This window comes from Ectothiorhodospira shaposhnikovii (assembly GCF_047222355.1).
Classification (GTDB): domain Bacteria; phylum Pseudomonadota; class Gammaproteobacteria; order Ectothiorhodospirales; family Ectothiorhodospiraceae; genus Ectothiorhodospira.
The window spans coordinates 276,919-292,225 of the sequence record NZ_CP178333.1 but is presented as its reverse complement, the minus strand read 5'-3'; the positions used below and the strand labels follow the sequence as shown (position 1 = coordinate 292,225).

Annotated in this window: 17 protein-coding genes; 7 read left to right on the top strand and 10 right to left on the bottom strand. The window is 65.2% G+C overall.

Annotated features, from left to right (window positions below; genetic code table 11):
• Positions 1–49 precede the first annotated feature (49 nt).
• From ACLF6L_RS01260 to ACLF6L_RS01245, 4 genes are all read right to left on the bottom strand, one after another.
• Complete coding sequence (locus tag ACLF6L_RS01260; protein ID WP_238617850.1) at positions 50–973, bottom strand: recombination-associated protein RdgC; 924 nt, start codon at positions 971–973, stop codon at positions 50–52.
• Between the two features lie 257 nt (positions 974–1,230).
• Complete coding sequence (locus tag ACLF6L_RS01255) at positions 1,231–1,950, bottom strand: GAF domain-containing protein (RefSeq protein WP_412852179.1); 720 nt, start codon at positions 1,948–1,950, stop codon at positions 1,231–1,233.
• A 28-nt stretch (positions 1,951–1,978) separates the two neighbouring features.
• Complete coding sequence (locus ACLF6L_RS01250; protein ID WP_238617852.1) at positions 1,979–2,677, bottom strand: sensor histidine kinase; 699 nt, start codon at positions 2,675–2,677, stop codon at positions 1,979–1,981.
• Positions 2,678–2,700: 23 nt separating this feature from the next.
• The gene (locus ACLF6L_RS01245; RefSeq protein ID WP_412852178.1) at positions 2,701–3,921 is read right to left on the bottom strand and encodes a response regulator; all 1,221 of its coding nucleotides are present in this window, start codon (positions 3,919–3,921) and stop codon (positions 2,701–2,703) included.
• A 289-nt stretch (positions 3,922–4,210) separates the two neighbouring features.
• Between ACLF6L_RS01245 and ACLF6L_RS01240 the strand changes: the two genes are divergently transcribed.
• On the top strand, positions 4,211–4,684 hold the full coding sequence (locus ACLF6L_RS01240) for a NapC/NirT family cytochrome c (protein ID WP_412852177.1): 474 nt from the start codon (positions 4,211–4,213) through the stop codon (positions 4,682–4,684).
• A 45-nt stretch (positions 4,685–4,729) separates the two neighbouring features.
• On the opposite strand, the gene ccmD is transcribed toward ACLF6L_RS01240, so the two are convergent.
• Genes ccmD through ACLF6L_RS01215 form a run of 5 tightly spaced genes read right to left on the bottom strand, consistent with a single transcriptional unit; the run spans position 4,730 to position 7,995 of the window.
• Positions 4,730–4,915, bottom strand: coding sequence for a heme exporter protein CcmD (gene ccmD / locus ACLF6L_RS01235; protein WP_008932504.1), 186 nt, complete (start codon positions 4,913–4,915; stop codon positions 4,730–4,732).
• Complete coding sequence (ccmC, locus tag ACLF6L_RS01230; RefSeq protein WP_008932503.1) at positions 4,912–5,661, bottom strand: heme ABC transporter permease CcmC; 750 nt, start codon at positions 5,659–5,661, stop codon at positions 4,912–4,914. Before ccmC ends, ccmD begins: the two co-directional genes overlap by 4 nt.
• A gap of 12 nt (positions 5,662–5,673) precedes the next feature.
• Positions 5,674–6,351 (bottom strand): heme exporter protein CcmB, encoded by a 678-nt coding sequence (gene ccmB, locus ACLF6L_RS01225; RefSeq protein WP_008932502.1) that lies wholly within the window; start codon positions 6,349–6,351, stop codon positions 5,674–5,676.
• Positions 6,348–7,004 carry a cytochrome c biogenesis heme-transporting ATPase CcmA gene (ccmA, locus tag ACLF6L_RS01220; protein WP_238617854.1) on the bottom strand — a complete coding sequence of 219 codons (657 nt, stop codon included), beginning with the start codon at positions 7,002–7,004 and terminating at the stop codon, positions 6,348–6,350. Before ccmA ends, ccmB begins: the two co-directional genes overlap by 4 nt.
• Before the next feature lie 55 nt (positions 7,005–7,059).
• Positions 7,060–7,995 carry a chemotaxis protein gene (locus ACLF6L_RS01215; RefSeq protein WP_238617855.1) on the bottom strand — a complete coding sequence of 312 codons (936 nt, stop codon included), beginning with the start codon at positions 7,993–7,995 and terminating at the stop codon, positions 7,060–7,062.
• Between the two features lie 329 nt (positions 7,996–8,324).
• Here ACLF6L_RS01215 and ccmE point away from each other — a divergent pair, with 329 nt between their 5' ends.
• Genes ccmE through ACLF6L_RS01185 form a run of 6 tightly spaced genes read left to right on the top strand, consistent with a single transcriptional unit; the run spans position 8,325 to position 14,324 of the window.
• Positions 8,325–8,780, top strand: a complete 456-nt coding sequence (gene ccmE / locus ACLF6L_RS01210) for a cytochrome c maturation protein CcmE (RefSeq protein ID WP_040405702.1) — start codon at positions 8,325–8,327, stop codon at positions 8,778–8,780.
• Positions 8,781–8,782: 2 nt separating this feature from the next.
• Complete coding sequence (locus tag ACLF6L_RS01205; protein ID WP_008932498.1) at positions 8,783–10,804, top strand: heme lyase CcmF/NrfE family subunit; 2,022 nt, start codon at positions 8,783–8,785, stop codon at positions 10,802–10,804.
• Positions 10,801–11,337: a DsbE family thiol:disulfide interchange protein gene (locus tag ACLF6L_RS01200; protein ID WP_238617856.1), complete on the top strand. Its 537-nt coding sequence runs from the start codon at positions 10,801–10,803 to the stop codon at positions 11,335–11,337. Before ACLF6L_RS01205 ends, ACLF6L_RS01200 begins: the two co-directional genes overlap by 4 nt.
• Complete coding sequence (locus ACLF6L_RS01195; RefSeq protein WP_238617857.1) at positions 11,334–11,810, top strand: cytochrome c-type biogenesis protein; 477 nt, start codon at positions 11,334–11,336, stop codon at positions 11,808–11,810. The genes ACLF6L_RS01200 and ACLF6L_RS01195 overlap by 4 nt, the downstream gene beginning before the upstream one ends.
• The gene (gene ccmI / locus ACLF6L_RS01190) at positions 11,807–13,069 is read left to right on the top strand and encodes a c-type cytochrome biogenesis protein CcmI (RefSeq protein WP_412852176.1); all 1,263 of its coding nucleotides are present in this window, start codon (positions 11,807–11,809) and stop codon (positions 13,067–13,069) included. The genes ACLF6L_RS01195 and ccmI overlap by 4 nt, the downstream gene beginning before the upstream one ends.
• 58 nt (positions 13,070–13,127) lie before the next feature.
• Complete coding sequence (locus tag ACLF6L_RS01185) at positions 13,128–14,324, top strand: Coenzyme F420 hydrogenase/dehydrogenase, beta subunit C-terminal domain (protein ID WP_238617859.1); 1,197 nt, start codon at positions 13,128–13,130, stop codon at positions 14,322–14,324.
• On the opposite strand, the gene ACLF6L_RS01180 is transcribed toward ACLF6L_RS01185, so the two are convergent.
• Complete coding sequence (locus ACLF6L_RS01180) at positions 14,321–15,238, bottom strand: patatin-like phospholipase family protein (RefSeq protein ID WP_008932493.1); 918 nt, start codon at positions 15,236–15,238, stop codon at positions 14,321–14,323. The two genes, ACLF6L_RS01185 and ACLF6L_RS01180, sit on opposite strands and share 4 nt — an antisense overlap.
• Positions 15,239–15,307 lie beyond the last annotated feature (69 nt).

Here is a 15,307-nt window from a genome sequence, read left to right as displayed (position 1 = left end):
CCGGCATCTCATTCGCCGGCAGGCAGGCTCCCACGGATACCCGGCTCCGTCACCAGGGCACTTCGGCGCTGTCCGACCCGGAGAGCCCGAACAGTCCGTCCAGACGCGCCAGTAACCCTCGCATCTCGTGGATCAGCAGGGTGAACTCGGCATCGAACCGGGCGGCCGGGTCATCGGCCTCCAACACGCCGCTGTCCTCGATCAGCTCATCGGTCAGGCGCAGACGCTTGAGGGACAAATCTTCCGCCAACACCAGGCTCAGACGCTGCTCCCACTCCAGGGCCAGCTGGGTCACCTGCTTGCCGGCCTGCAAGTGGGTGGCGATCTCGTCCCCGGCCAGGTCCTGCCCCCGGCAGCGCACCACCGACTGCTTGTCCTTGGGATCCCTGAGTTCACAGGCATCTCCCAGCTCGAAACCCTGCTCGCCGCGACCTTCGGAAACCCAGCGGGTCATCAGGGTCGGCGGCGGCACCGAGGGACGCAGCAGACTGGCGGGCAGTGTGCCCAGGGTCTCCCGCAGCAGGCTCACCAGATCCTCGGCCATGCGCTCGCTGGCGGCATCCACCACCACCCAGTGGGCCACTGTGTCCACATAGGCCAGGATGCGTCGTGAACGGGTGAAGGACTGGGGCAGCAGTTCGGCCGTCACCGCTTCCTTGAGCTGACGGCGCTCCGCGCGGCCCACCGTGCGGCCCTCGGCGGTCTCGATGTCCGAGACCCGTTCTTCCAGCACCTCCGCCACCACCGACGCGGGCAACAGGCGTTCCTGACGCTTGGCGCAGATCAGCAGGCAGCCGGCGGCCTCATGGACCAGGGCCTGTGACTCGCCGCCCAAGGGCTCGGACCAGCCCATGGTGGACAGTGTCAGGGGACCGCAAGGCTGGAAGCGGCGAGTGGAGAGCTGCTGCTCCAGGGCCATGGCATCCTGGCCCAGGGCATCCTGGAGACGGAACAGGCGGGCATTCTTGAACATGAAGATTCCTGTGGCGACAAAAGAGGGGATTGTACTCTCTGCGGGACTGGCGGGGGGCTTCCCCCCTTCGTGGCCGAGGGCCGCTCCCACGGAGGGAACACACAGGCCATGCCCACAAGGGAAGCAGGACGGATATCGCCCCGTTCAGAGAGGCATCGAATCGCTCTCCTGCCGTCACTCCCGCGAAAGCGGGAGTCCGGAATGCCGGCCCGCGACTGGATTCCCGCTTGCGCGGGAATGATGGGAATGATGGAGAGTCAGCGATGACTCAGGGCATCGTGGACCTGGGACAGGATCTCGGTGGCCACCATCAGGACATGATCCCGGGCAAAACCCGCCTGGATCATCTCGTCATACAGGGTATGGGCCATGAGGCGAGCGACCCTGGCCGGATCCTGGGTGATGGCGCCATCATGACGCTGAGCCTCCCGCGCCAGGGCGAGTTGCATGAAGTTGGTCTTGAGCAACCCCTTGAGCCGATGAATCTGCACCGACTTGGAAACCACCAGCGCCAGGATGGTGGCCAGACGCAGATCCGTCATGCTCAATCGCGGCCGATCCAGCGGGCTGTCCACGTTGATCACGCCGATCACCCGCGCCTCCAGACGAATGGGGACCGAGATCACATCCACCGTCCCCGGCTCTTCACGCCGGGCCAGACCGGCATAGACGGAGCGGTGCAGATCCAGGATCAGCAGGGGCTTGCCGGTACCGGCCACCTGACCGGCGATTCCCGATCCCAGCGGCTGACGATGATCCCTCACCTCCGCCGGCAGGCCGCCGGAATGGGCCTCCACCCGCAGATGGGGTTCGGTGCTGTTGCCCTCGTCGGACACCAGCATGATGGAACAATGCCGGCAGGCCATGGCATGGGCCACCAGGGTGGTGAGATGCTCCAGTCCCGCTTCCAGGGAACGGGTGGATTCCACAAAGCTGGCCAGTTCCGAGAGCTTGTTGATGAAATCGTCATCAGACATGGCTGGACACTCCAGGGTCAGGGGTACTTCAGTTGGACGACAGCCTGGGAAGCTGCAGGGTGAAACAGCCGCCCCCCAGTTCCCCCCCGTTGGACAACTCGACGTATCCACGCTCACCATCGCCGCCGTGCATGTCGGCAACCAGGGCACAGAAATAGAGTCCCAGACCGGTACGGCCCTGCTGGGGGTCCAGTTGGGCACCATCCCGGATGGCCTGGCGCCCCAGCATGGCACTGGGAAAACCCGGACCATCATCGGTCACCTGCACCAGCAGCCAGTCACCCTCCGCACGGGCGGACATGCAGATCTTGTGACGCGTATAGCGCACTGTATTGTTGACCACGTTTTCCAGCAGACTGTTCACCAGATAGCGGTCCAGGGTCCAGACCAGGTCGGTATCACACTGCACGAGGCACTCCACCCCGCGGTGGTCCATCAGGACCTTGTTGTTGAGCCAGTATTCTTCCAGCAGGTCATGAATGGGCACAGGCATGAAACGGGGCTGATACAGGCCCTTGACACTGCGATACAAGGCCAGCAGCTGGATCAGTGTGTCATTGACGCGACGGGCCTCGTAACGCAGCATCGCCAGTCGCTCCGCATCCATCGAGGGACGCTGCTCCTCCCTCCGCATCAAATCATCCAGGGAACCCAGGAGCAGATTGAGGGAGTTTTTCATGTCGTGGATGCTGATGGCCAGCACCGTACTGAAATCCAGCTTGCTCAAGTCTCCTCCTTGGCTCTACGTCGTCAGTCTGGAAGCTGCTGACGCAGCAGCTCCGCCCGTGTCACCTCCCCCAGGCCCTCGAGGACTTCGATCAACTGCCGGTGAATGTCGATGGGGGGTATCGCCTTGAGCATGAGGGCATCCAGGGCATCCAGGGCGGCCTCCCTGTCGCCGTGATTCACCACGGCGATCCGAAGCCGCCCCAGCATGGACCACCAGCGTACCAAGGGGTCCGCCGTCACCGACTGCCGCATGTCTTCGAGCACCTGAGCGGCCTTGGCCGACTCACCCATTTCCATCAGGGCACAGACGAGGTTGAAGAAGTCCTCGGCACGCACCGTCTGCGTGGGTTTGCCCAGCTCGATCACCTGACGCCAGGCGCAGCGCGCCAGATCCCATTCCCGAACCTGCATGGCCAACCAGCCCAGACGCCGCTGACGGGGTAGGGAACGGGAGGAGCGACCCACTGCCTCCTCCAGAATTTCCATCGCCTCCCGGGACCGGCCCCGCAGCTCCAGCACGGCAGCCAGGTGGTCGTAGGCCGCCATGAAATACGGTGTCACCACAATCGCCTGCCGAAACAGGGTCTCTGCCCGGGGCAGTTCACCACGCTCCATGGCCGCCTGTCCCAGGGAAGTGATGGCCCAGGCCACCGGTCGCTCCTTGATGACGATTTCGCAGACCTCCTGAACCAGGTCCAGAGCCCCCATGTCCAGGGCCAGTTCCGCCTTCAGGCGCAGGATGTCGGCACGCTCTCCGCGCCCGGCCGAGAGCATGGTATCCAGCAATTGAAGGGCCTGCCCGGTATCTCCTTGCCTGAGCACCCGGGCGACGGGCAGCATGGGCATGCGCCGCCGCAGGGCCTTGAGCAGACGCGCATGGAGCAGTTCCTTGCTGATGGGTTTGGCCAGATAGGCATCCGGCCCGCTTTCCAGGGCCCCCATGACCATCTCCGTGGAGTTTTCCGCCGTGACCATGATGAACACGGTGGCCACGTCCACCCACCCCTCGCGGCGGGCCAGATCGAGAATCTGCTGGCCGTGCATCCCTTCACCCAGGTTGTAGTCACACAGGACGATGTCATAGCGCCGGGAACGCAGATGCTCCAGGGCCTCCTCGGCGGATGCGGCCACGTCAGGCTTGCGCTCAACACCCAGAGACCCGAGCATCTGCACCAGCTGTGCCCGCATGTTCTGGAAGTCATCAATGATCAATACCGCCTTGCGGCCCAGGGTGATGTCCATGGTGTTTCCGGATAGGGCGTACGGTTCGGGCAATGTTCCGGATGAATCGAAACCGGCTTGACATTAGCATGAAGCCTTCCGAGTCGGCTAACCAGACCCTGTTGCCACGGAAGCCACCTGAAAAATGAGACTTTCCGGAACTGGGTCAACTTCATCACCTCCCATACCCATGCAATTTTGCTACATTTTGTAAGAGTTAACAGTATCCGGGGGCAGGCCGGCAGACCGTTGTTTCAAGGACAGGCCCGTCCACGGCTTCACTCAAGACGTTCCCCGGGAGCATGTCGCCATGGGCAAACTCTGGATTACCCTGATCATCCTGCTGGCCCTGGGCCTGGTCGTCGCCGGCGGCGTGGGCGGGCATCACGTCTCCACCCAGAACGACTTCTGCATCACCTGCCATGCCTATGAGAAGGTTTCCTGGGACCATGGTAGCCACCCCCAGGTGGACTGCCTGGCCTGCCACACCAAGGGCTTCTTCACCGATAAGATCCAGGGCGCACGCAAGGTTTACCTGATGTTCAGCGGTCAGGTGAACCCTCACCACGACGCCCCCTCGCAGACCCATCCGGAAAAGATCTCGGAAAACTGCAGTGCCTGCCACCTGAGTGACGACATCCGGGAAAACGATCCGGATTTCTACCGGGAGCACACCGAAATCATGGCGGGGGGGCGCTACACCTGCCTGACCTGTCACGGCGACAATGGCCATGACCCGGCATTGCAGGCCCTGCGCTTCAAGGCCCCCCGCTACACCCAGTGATACCGCGCGCGGCAGGCGGGAGACGGCCCCCGCCACCCCGCCTGCTCAGACATCCGGCGACGTCGCGCCGCCCTCTTCCCCGTTGAGTCGCGCCAGACGCGCCAGACGCCGGTTCACCGCCTTGCGGCGCTGCCGGAGCAGCACCATCTCGACCACCATTGCCAACAGGGCCACCCCGTAGGAACCCCACACATAGGGGGCGTGCCCCCCCATGGCAAGAAACTCGATCATGCCTTCTCTCCCGTCCGTTCCAGCACCCAGGCGGCCCGTCGCTCACGCTCCAGCAATTCCAGTCGCGCCCGCCACAACACCACCGCAATGGCATACATCCAGCAGGCAAAGGTCATGACCAGCAGGGCGACGAACATCACCGTCTCCATGGTCGGCGCGCTGGTCACAGTGATCGAAGCGCCCTGATGCAGGGTGTTCCACCAGACCACCGAGAAATAGATGATCGGCACGTTCACCACCCCCGCCAGGGCCAGGATGGCGCTGGCATTGGCCGCCCGCTGGCGGTCCTCGATGGCCGCGTGCAGGGCCATGTAACCCAGATAGAGGAACAACAGGATCAATTGCGAGGTCAGGCGGGCGTCCCAGACCCAGTAGGTGCCCCAGGTGGGCTTACCCCACAGGGCACCCGACCACAGGCACAGAAAGGCGAACATCGCGCCGGTGGGGGCAATGGCCTTGGCCATCACCTCGGCGGTCTTCACCCGCCAGATCAGGCCGATGGCCGCGTACACCGCCATCAGCACGTAGAGGAACATGGACATCCAGGCCGTGGGCACATGAATGAACATGATCCGGTAGCTGTTGCCCTGCTGATAATCCGGCGGCGCCAGGATAAAACCGATATAGAGACCCACCACGAACAGGATGGCCGCCAACCCACCGAACCAGGGGGCCAGCCGCCCGGCCAGGTCATAGAAATTGGGTGGCGATGCGAACTTGAACCACTGCACGCGCTGTTCAGCCACGTTATTCCTCCGTCAATCCAGCATGATTCTCAGCGCCGCGGCAATGGCCCAGGGCGCCAGCAACAGGGTCAGTATCAGCAGGGCGGCCATCAGGGAAAGATGGGCCTGGGCACTGGATCCGTACATGACCGCATCCACCGCCCCGGCGCCCAGCACCAGGGCGGGCACGTACAGGGGCAGGATCAGCAGGGAAATCAGGACACCGCCACCCCGCAGCCCCAGGGTCAGGGCCGCGCCGATGGCACCCACCAGACTGAGGATGGGTGTCCCCAGCAGCAGCGCCGTCATCAGGATGAGGATTTCCGTGCCGTCCAAGCCAAGCTGCATGCCCAGCAGCGGGGAGATCAGCACCAGGGGCAGGCCGGTGATCAACCAGTGGGCCAGGATCTTGCTCCCCACCAGCAGGCTCAGGGGCTGGGGCGACAGCAGGATCTGTTCCAGGGAGCCGTCGCGAAAATCGTCGGAAAACAGCCGTTCCAGGGAGAGCATGGTGGCCAGCAGGGCCGACACCCACAGCACGCCGGGGGCCATGCTGCGCAAAAGCTGAGGGTCCGGGCCGACGCCGAGGGGAAACAGGGACACCACGACGACGAAGAAGCCCAGCACCACCAGGGCGTCCTGGCGCCGGCGCAGGGCCAGGATGAGGTCACGCCGGAGCAGGGTGATCAGAGCGGTAGCCAGACCGTTCATGCCGCTTTCCCCAGGGTCAGGGTACGCTGCCGACCCTCGATGGGCACGGCCTGATGGGTGGTCAGGATGATCATGCCGTTGGCGGCCAGATGGGCCTCCAGGGCCGAGCGCAGCACCTCGATGACCTGCACGTCCAGGGCGGCAAAGGGTTCGTCCAGGATCCACAGTGGACGACGCACCAGCAACAGGCGCGCCAGGGCTACCCGACGCTTCTGCCCCTGGGAAAGGAATTTCACCGGCAGATCCTCATGCCCGCCAAGGCCCATGCGTCCGAGCACTTCCCAGGCCTCGTCCCTTCCCACCCCGCGCCCCTGCAGCGCCGACTGGATGCGCAGGTTCTCCTCGCCGGACAATTCGTCCTTGAGGGCGTTGGCGTGTCCAAGGTAGGCCAGGTGGGCCGTGGGCCCCTCTTCCTGATGCTGAACCGGGACACCATCCCAGCAGACACGGCCTTCCAGGGGACGGGACAGTCCACACAGGATGCGCAGCAGGCTGGTCTTGCCGGCACCGTTGCGGCCGGCCACCTGCAACAGCTCACCTCCCGCCAGGGAAAACCCCAGATCCCGGATCAACAGGCGTTCACCTCGTTCAACGACGAGGCCTTCCACTTCCAGCCGATGGGCCGGAAAGACGACATGGGAAGCATGACTCATGGACGGCACGGGTTACTCGGCGAACGGGTGATGGTACACGCAGCCCCCCGGGCTGTCAGCCTTCCGCGGGAGCGGCGCCGATCTGTCCCAGCCGATCCCGGACCGCCTGGGCCAAATCATCCGGGTGATACTTCTGGATGAACTTGTTGGCGCCGGTACGGCGCACCATGTCCACATTGAAGACGCCGCTGATGGAGGAATGCAGCAGGATGTAGAGATCCTTGAGCCTGGGGTCCTGGCGGATGCGGGTGGTGAGTTGATACCCATCCATCTCCGGCATCTCGATGTCGGAAACGATCATGGTGAAATAGCGGGCCACGTCCACACCGTCCGCCTGCAGGCGCAGAATCAGCTCCATGGCGTGCTTGCCGTCGGTCACCAGGCTGCACTGCACCCCCAATTGCTCCAGGGACGCCCGGATCTGGTTGCGGGCCACGCTGGAATCATCCACCACCAACACCTTGCAGTCCTGCGCCCGCACGGTCTCGCTCAGGTCACGGGAGACTTCCGTACTGGCATGCACCACCTGATCCAGCACCTTCTCCACATCCAGGATCTCGACGATCTGGTCATTCACCAGGGTCACGGCGGTCACGTAGGCATTGCGGCCGGTACCGCGGGGCGGGGGCTGCACCTTGTCCCACTGGGTATTGATGATCCGATCCACCCGCCGAATCAGGAAACCGTGCACGGAACGGTTGTACTCGGTGATGATGATGTTGCCCTTTTCCGGTTCCCTGAGCGCCGGCCCCCCGATGGCCAGCGAAAGATCCATGATGGGCATGGTGATGCCGCGCAGGGTGGCGATCCCCTTCACCAGCGGGTGTGCCCCCGCCAGCCGCGACATCGGCTGGTAGGGGATGACTTCCTGCACCTTGAAGACGTTGATCCCGTAAAGCTGCCGCCCTTCCAGCTGGAACAGCAGCAACTCGAGACGGGTGCCGGCAACCCGATTGGATTCCAGGGATGACCCCCAGTGCTGATCCGCCATGAGCAGACTCCCGATGATCTGGACTTGCACCCATGTTAAGACAAACAGGAGCTGCCTTGGGTGAATTCATTGTGGACGGCGACAGCCCCGGCGGCTTGACGCAAATCAAGAACCGGTCCAGCGGTTTAGAACCAGGACAGCTTTCGGGTGTCACTGAAACAGCCCCGTGAAACGGCAGCCGGGCCTTGTGGGCGCGGTTGCGGCTCCACCCGGATCGGTGATATCAATGGCCCGCTACCCGTCGGGCCGGTGAATCCTGCACCGACGCCCCGGCGGCAATCGGGGCACAGGCTCCCATCGCAAGACCCCTCAGCAGGCAGGAGAGTGCAATGACACCTCGACAGAAGAGACGGATGGCCGGCGTGGCGCTGGTGGTCCTGGCGGTATCCGGGGCATCCGCCCTGGCCCTGAGCGCCTTCCGGGAAAACCTCATGTATTTCTACGGCCCCACTCAACTGGTGGAAGGCGAAGCCCCCGGTGAGCGCATCATCCGTCTGGGCGGCCTGGTGGAAGACGGCTCCATCCGTCATGCCGAGGAGGGCCTGACGGTCTTCTTCAGCGTCACCGACACCAAGAACAGCATCCCGGTGGAATACGTGGGCCTGCTCCCCGACCTCTTCCGCGAAGGCCAGGGGGTGGTCACCCACGGTCGCATGGGCGCCGACGGCGTGTTCCGCGCCGAACGGGTACTGGCCCGCCATGACGAGAACTACATGGCACCGGAAGTGGCCGCGGCCCTGAAGGCGGCGGGCTACGAAGAACATCCCGGCAAGAAGGCGTACTGAGCATGATGCCCGAAATCGGCCAGCTCGCCCTCATTCTTGCCCTGCTCATGGCCCTGGTCCAGGGCACCATCCCCCTCATCGGCGCCCATCGCGGCACCACCTCCTGGATGGCCACCGCCCACACGGCGGTGGCGGGGCAGTTCCTGTTCCTGGCCATCGCCTATCTGGCGCTGACCTACGCCTTCATCACCCACGACTTCTCCGTGGCCTATGTGGCCAACCACTCCAACTCCGCCCTGCCCCTGGTGTACCGCATCTCCGGCGTCTGGGGCGGTCATGAAGGCTCCCTGGTCCTGTGGGCGCTGATGCTGGCGGGCTGGTCCCTGGCGGTATCCCTGTTCAGCAAGGGACTGCCGGCGGTGATGGCTGCCCGCACCGTGGCGGTGATGGGCCTGGTGAGCGTGGGCATCCTCTCCTTCACCCTGTTCACGTCCAACCCGTTCGAGCCCATCTTCCCGGTGCCGGCGGACGGACGGGATCTCAATCCCCTGCTGCAGGACCCGGGTCTGGTGATCCATCCGCCCATGCTCTACATGGGCTATGTGGGCCTGGCCGTACCCTTTGCCATCGCCGTGGCCGCCCTCATCGGCGGCCGTCTGGATGCCGCCTGGGCACGCTGGACCCGCCCCTGGGCCACCACCGCCTGGGCCTTTCTGGGCGCCGGCATCGCCCTGGGCAGCTGGTGGGCCTATTACACCCTGGGCTGGGGCGGCTGGTGGTTCTGGGACCCGGTGGAAAACGCCTCCCTCATGCCCTGGCTAGCGGCCACCGCCCTGATCCACTCCCTGGCGGTGACGGAAAAGCGCGGCGCCTTCCGCAGCTGGACCGTGCTGATGGCCATCCTGGCCTTCTCCCTGAGCCTTCTGGGCACCTTCCTGGTCCGCTCCGGGGTCCTGGTATCGGTGCATGCCTTTGCCACCGACCCCACCCGCGGGGTCTACATCCTCATGCTGCTGCTGGCGGTGACGGGGATCTCCTTCGCCCTCTACGCCTGGCGTGCCCCCACGGTGCGAAGTCACGCGGAGTTCGACCCGGTGTCCCGGGAAGGCGCCCTGCTGGCCAACAACGTCATCCTCATGGTGGCCCTGGCCGCCGTGCTGCTGGGCACCCTCTATCCCCTGCTGCTGGATGCCCTGGGCATGGGCAAGATCTCCGTGGGTCCACCCTACTTCAATGCGGTCTTTGCCCCCCTCATGGTCCCGCTGATCTTCCTGGTGGGCCTGGGGCCGCTGCTGCGCTGGAAGCATGTCTCCCCCCTGGAGGTGACCCGTCGCCTGTGGCATACCCTGCTGGCGGCCTTGGTGGCCGGGGTGGTGTTTCCCCTCGCCATGCAGGGGAGCGTCACCCTGATGGTGATCCTGGGCACCACCATGGGCTTCTGGATCCTGTTCACCATCGCCCGTGACCTTTACGGTCGCGCCACCCACCGGGGCGGCAACCCGCTGACCGCCCTGCGCAAGACCCCGGCCGGCTACTATGGCATGACCGTCAGCCACCTGGGCTTTGCCGTCCTGGTGATCGGCATCACCCTGCTGATGGCCTTCGAACAGGAGCAGGACGTGCGCCTGGGTTACGGCCAGAGCCACACCCTGGCCGGCTACACCTATGAACTGCGGGAAACCTACGGTGTGCGCGGCCCCAACTACGAGGCCATCGAGGCCCGGGTGGTCGTGACCCGGGACGGCGAGTTCGTCACCGAGCTTTTCCCCCAACGCCGGGTCTACCGGGTACAGACCCAGCCCATGGCACAGGCCGCCTATCAGACCCGCTTCACCCGCGACATCTTCGTCGCCCTGGGCGAGCCCCTGCCGGGCGACACCTGGTCCCTGCGCCTCTATCACAACCCGTTCCAGGTCTGGCTGTGGATCGGCGCCACCCTCATCGTCCTGGGCGGCCTGATGGCCGCGGCGGACCGTCGCTACCGGGTGTTCGCCCGCCGCGCCAGCGAAAGCCGCGCCGACGACACCGGCAGGGAAAGCACCGAAGACCTGTCCGAAGCTGCCGGTAGGAGTTCCGCCTCATGAAGCGTCTGCGTTATCTGCTGCCCCTGATCCTCATCATGGTCCTGGGGGGATTCATGATGGTCGGACTGACCCTGGACCCCCGCCGAGTCCCCTCGCCGCTGGTGGATCAACCCGCACCCCGGTTCCAGCTGCCCGCCCTGGAGGACCCCGAGCGGCTGGTGGGCAGCAGCGACTTCGACGGCGAAGTGGTGCTACTCAACATCTGGGCCAGCTGGTGCGTCTCCTGCCGGCAGGAGCACCAGGTGCTGGTGGCCATGGCCAACCGGGGTGTCCCCATCTACGGCCTCAACTATAAGGATGAACGCAGCGATGGCCTGAATTACCTGCGCAGCATGAGCAATCCCTATGTCTGGAACGCCCATGACCTGGAAGGGCGGGTGGGCATTGACTGGGGGGTCTACGGCACCCCGGAGACCTTCATCATCGATCGCCAGGGACGGATCCGCTACAAGCACATAGGCCCCCTGAGCTGGCAGGACGCCCAGAACAAGATCCTGCCCATGGTGGAACAATTGCGGAGGGAGTCCCTGTGAAGTCCCTGCTCACCACCCTGAGTCTGTGCCTGGCGCTCTGTCTGTCCGGCCCGGGTCTTGCCGGTGGACTGGATCCCACCGATTTCGACGATCCGGTGCTGGAACAGCGCTACCGGGCCATGCTCCACGAACTGCGCTGCACCGTGTGCCAAAACCAGTCCCTGGCGGACTCCGACGCCGGGCTGGCGCGGGACCTGCGCCGGGAGCTACGGGACCAGCTCCGGGCCGGTGCCACCGACGAGCAGATCATCGACTACATGGTGGCCCGCTACGGTCAGTTCGTGCTCTACCGCCCGCCCCTCTCCGCCGCCACCTTCCTGCTCTGGACCGGGCCGTTCATCCTGCTCCTGATCGGTCTGGCGGCCCTGTATCTCACCGCTCGCAAAAGCCGCCAGCGGGATGAGCAGCCCATTGCCGATGCCGCCGCGCGGGAGCGTGCCCGCCGCCTGCTGAACGAAGGAAAAGACGCATGAGTACTGGATTCTGGATCGGTGCCGCCCTGTTGTCCTCCCTGGCGGTCCTGGTGATCCTCTGGCCCTTCATCCGTCGACGGCAACAACAGGCCGACGTGGCCTTCCGGGGCCTGAACCTCACCATCTACCGCCAGCGCATGGCCGAGCTGGACCAGGAACTGGCCAACGGCCTGCTCACCCGCGAGCAGTACGAGGCCGCCAGGGCGGAGCTGGAAGACAACCTCATCACCGATGTGGAACAGCCGGAGGAAACCCCGGCCACCCCCTCACCCGCCCCGCGCCAGGGCATGGTGCTGCTGGGCATCACCGCCGTGCTGGTGCCCATGGCGGCCCTGCTGATCTATTTCCAGCTGGACACCGCCCCCCGCATGTCGCCCACCCAGACCCTGGCCATGGGCCAGGAACCCAGCCACGACATGATGGACATCGAACGCATGATCGTGCAGCTGCGGGAGCGCCTGGAGATGGACCCGGACAATACCGAGAACTGGCTGTTCCTGGCCCGCACCTACGGCTTCGTCGAGCAGTTCGAGGACGCCGCGGCAGCCTTTGACGAGGCCTACCGGCGACTGGGCGACCAACCGGACCTAAACGTGGACTACGCCGAAGCCCTGATGATGGCTGCCGACGGCCGGGTGACCCGCCAGGTGACCCGTCTGCTGGATCGCGCCCTGGAACTGGACCCGGACCACCAGAACGGTCTTTGGCTGGGGGCCATCGCGGATTTTCAGCAAGGGGATTACCCTCGCTCCGCCCTGCGTCTGGATCGTTTGCTGAGCCAGTTGCCGGAAGACAGCGACTCCGCCCGTTCCGTGGCCGAGGCCCTGCGTGATGTCCGGGCCATGACCGGTGGCACGGCCGGTGATCAGACCGATGCGGCCGACGCGGGTGCCGATGCCGACACCCTGGCCATCGAGGTGGAAGTGGTGCTGGACGAATCGCTGGTGGAGCGGGTGAGCGGCGAGGAGTTCATCATGGTCTTCGCCCGTCCGGCCCAGGGCTCCCGCATGCCCCTGGCCATCGTCCGCGCCCGGGCGGACGCCTTCCCCATGACCCTGCGCCTGGAAGACGAGGGCGGCATGGTGGCAGGCATGTCCATGCGCGAGTTCGGCGAAGTGCAAGTGGTGGCCCGCCTCAGCCGCACCGGCATGGCCCAGGCCGAGAGCGGCGACATGGAAGGCGTCAGCGAGCCGGTCACCGTCAGTGCCGACGCCCCCGCGCCGAAGGTCAGGCTGACCATTGACCGCATTCTGCCTTGAGTTTGATGCGTCGCCCCCGGTTTTTTTTCGAAACACGAAAATCCAGAGATCCAGTGCCGTGACCGAAGCCGCCGCCATCCCCCACCGCGACCTGTGTACCGACTGCGGCCTCTCCCGCACCGCCGATCCCCGGCGTTGCGGCCGGGCCTGCCAGTTCATCCACCCCCGATATGACCGGCTGGAGACCCAGGTTCATGGCCGGGCACGGAACCCGGACCAGGAAGACGAACTGTTCTTCGGCCCCTATCGCCGGATGCTGCAGGCGGCCATGAACACCCCGCGAGATGGCGCCCAGTGGACCGGCATTACCACCCGCATCGGCGAACGCCTGCTGGAGACCGGTCAGGTGGATGCGGTGCTCACCATGACCGCCGACCCCCAGGACCGCTGGCGCCCCCAGCCGATGCTGGTCACCCGCGCCGAGGACATGGCCCGGTGCCGGGGCATGCGCATGGGCTACGCCCCCCTGCTGGCCCACCTGGAACCGGCCCTGGCCCAGGGCTATCGGCGTCTGGCGGTGATCGGCCTGCCCTGTCAGATCTATGCCCTGCGCGCCATCGAACCCGAACTGGACCTGGATGCGCTCCACGTCATCGGTACCCCCTGCTCCGACAACACCACCACCGAGCATTTCCATGAATTCCTGGCCCTGCTGGCGGACCGTCCGGAAACGGTGACCTACCTGGAATTCCGTGCCGATTACCATGTGGAACTGAGGTTCGAGGACGGCCGGGTACAGACCATCCCCTTCCTCAAGCTCCCCATCTCCAAGCTGCCCCGGGATTTCTTCCCCCTCACCTGCCAGACCTGTGTGGACTACACCAATGTGCTGGCGGACATCACCGTGGGTTACATGGCGGGACGGGGAGAACAATGGCTGGTGGTGCGCAACGAAAAGGGCGAGGCCCTGCTGGATCTCCTGGGTGATGAAGTGCGCACTGCGCCCTGCACCAGTGCCGGCAAGCGGCAGGGGCCGGTGAAGGGATTCATGAAGAATACCGAGCGGGCGGCGGGCGGCCTGCCCCTGCGCGGCATGCCCGACTGGGCACGCCCCTTGGCGGCCTTTCTCATGCCCCGTATCGGACCCCGGGGTCTGGAATTTGCCCGGGCGCGGGTGGAGATGAAGGCGGTGGAGACGGTGCTGCACCTGCGCCGGGCTCAGCCCGGACGGATGAAACACATGATCCCGGACCACGTATGGCAACTGGTGAAGCCCTATGAACTCGAACCACGGCCGGGGGAGCGGGGAACCTAGTCCGCCTTTCCGGACAAGGCATCCAGGCGCTCCCGCGCCAGTCGCCGCCCCAGATCGATCACGGGGCGGGCACGATGGAACTCGTGAATCATGCAGACGTTCTTGGGCACGCTGATGACCACGTCCGGACGGAACACCGCCAGGTGCTGGCGGGTGATGGCCGCCTGCATGGTTTCCAGGGAACGCATCAGCACCTCGGTCAGGGCCAGCCCGTCCTCCTTGGCGCCGCTGTCGCCGCCGAAGGATTCCACGTAGCCGCGCATGCGTTGCAGCAGGCCGGACTGCCCCGCCTCCGGCTCCCGGCCCAGTCGCTCGGATTCGGGGGTGTCTTCCTCCGCTTCCGGCGCCGGTCCGTTCACGTCCACCACAATGGTCAGGTCCGTCAGCGTCCTCAGGGTGGGCGCCACCGGCACCGGATTGAGCAGGCCGCCGTCCACCAGGGTACGCCCCCGGTAACGATGGGGCGTGAACACCGCCGGGATGGCAATGGAGGCGCGGATGGCATCGAACAGCGGACCGTCGCTCATCCAGACCTCCTTGCCCCGCTCGATGTCCACCGCCACCGCGGTATAGCTGATGGGCAGGTGCTCGATGTCGCTGCAACCCACCAGCTCCTTGAGCTTGCGGATCAGCTTGTCCCCCCGGATGATCCCTCCGCCCGACAGGGACCAGTCCACCAGGGCCAGCACGTCCGTCTGATCCAGTCCCGTCACCCAGTCCGTGTAGGTCCCCAGTTCGCCCAAGGCATGAATCCCGCCCACCAGCGCCCCCATGGAACTGCCGGCAATGGCCTTGATCTCATAGCCCCGGGCCTCCAGTTCCTGAATCACGCCGATGTGGGCCAGCCCCCTGGCCCCGCCCGAGCCCAGTACCAGCGAGACGGTGCGATGATCCTGTTTGTCTTTGTCTACCATGAACGTTCCGCTCAAGCCCTGACCACTGACGCAAGTCCCCCAACTGGGGCACAATAGGCACTCAGGGGT

What these genes read in the sequence shown, in the direction of transcription:
- ACLF6L_RS01260 (WP_238617850.1), bottom strand. Translation starts at nt 973, where the DNA reads ATGTTCAAGAATGCCCGCCTGTTCCGTCTCCAGGATGCCCTGGGCCAG.
- ACLF6L_RS01255 (WP_412852179.1), bottom strand. Translation starts at nt 1,950, where the DNA reads ATGTCTGATGACGATTTCATCAACAAGCTCTCGGAACTGGCCAGCTTT.
- ACLF6L_RS01245 (WP_412852178.1), bottom strand. Translation starts at nt 3,921, where the DNA reads ATGGACATCACCCTGGGCCGCAAGGCGGTATTGATCATTGATGACTTC.
- ACLF6L_RS01240 (WP_412852177.1), top strand. Translation starts at nt 4,211, where the DNA reads ATGGGCAAACTCTGGATTACCCTGATCATCCTGCTGGCCCTGGGCCTG.
- ccmD (WP_008932504.1), bottom strand. Translation starts at nt 4,915, where the DNA reads ATGATCGAGTTTCTTGCCATGGGGGGGCACGCCCCCTATGTGTGGGGT.
- ccmB (WP_008932502.1), bottom strand. Translation starts at nt 6,351, where the DNA reads ATGAACGGTCTGGCTACCGCTCTGATCACCCTGCTCCGGCGTGACCTC.
- ccmA (WP_238617854.1), bottom strand. Translation starts at nt 7,004, where the DNA reads ATGAGTCATGCTTCCCATGTCGTCTTTCCGGCCCATCGGCTGGAAGTG.
- ACLF6L_RS01215 (WP_238617855.1), bottom strand. Translation starts at nt 7,995, where the DNA reads ATGGCGGATCAGCACTGGGGGTCATCCCTGGAATCCAATCGGGTTGCC.
- ccmE (WP_040405702.1), top strand. Translation starts at nt 8,325, where the DNA reads ATGACACCTCGACAGAAGAGACGGATGGCCGGCGTGGCGCTGGTGGTC.
- ACLF6L_RS01205 (WP_008932498.1), top strand. Translation starts at nt 8,783, where the DNA reads ATGATGCCCGAAATCGGCCAGCTCGCCCTCATTCTTGCCCTGCTCATG.
- ACLF6L_RS01200 (WP_238617856.1), top strand. Translation starts at nt 10,801, where the DNA reads ATGAAGCGTCTGCGTTATCTGCTGCCCCTGATCCTCATCATGGTCCTG.
- ccmI (WP_412852176.1), top strand. Translation starts at nt 11,807, where the DNA reads ATGAGTACTGGATTCTGGATCGGTGCCGCCCTGTTGTCCTCCCTGGCG.
- ACLF6L_RS01180 (WP_008932493.1), bottom strand. Translation starts at nt 15,238, where the DNA reads ATGGTAGACAAAGACAAACAGGATCATCGCACCGTCTCGCTGGTACTG.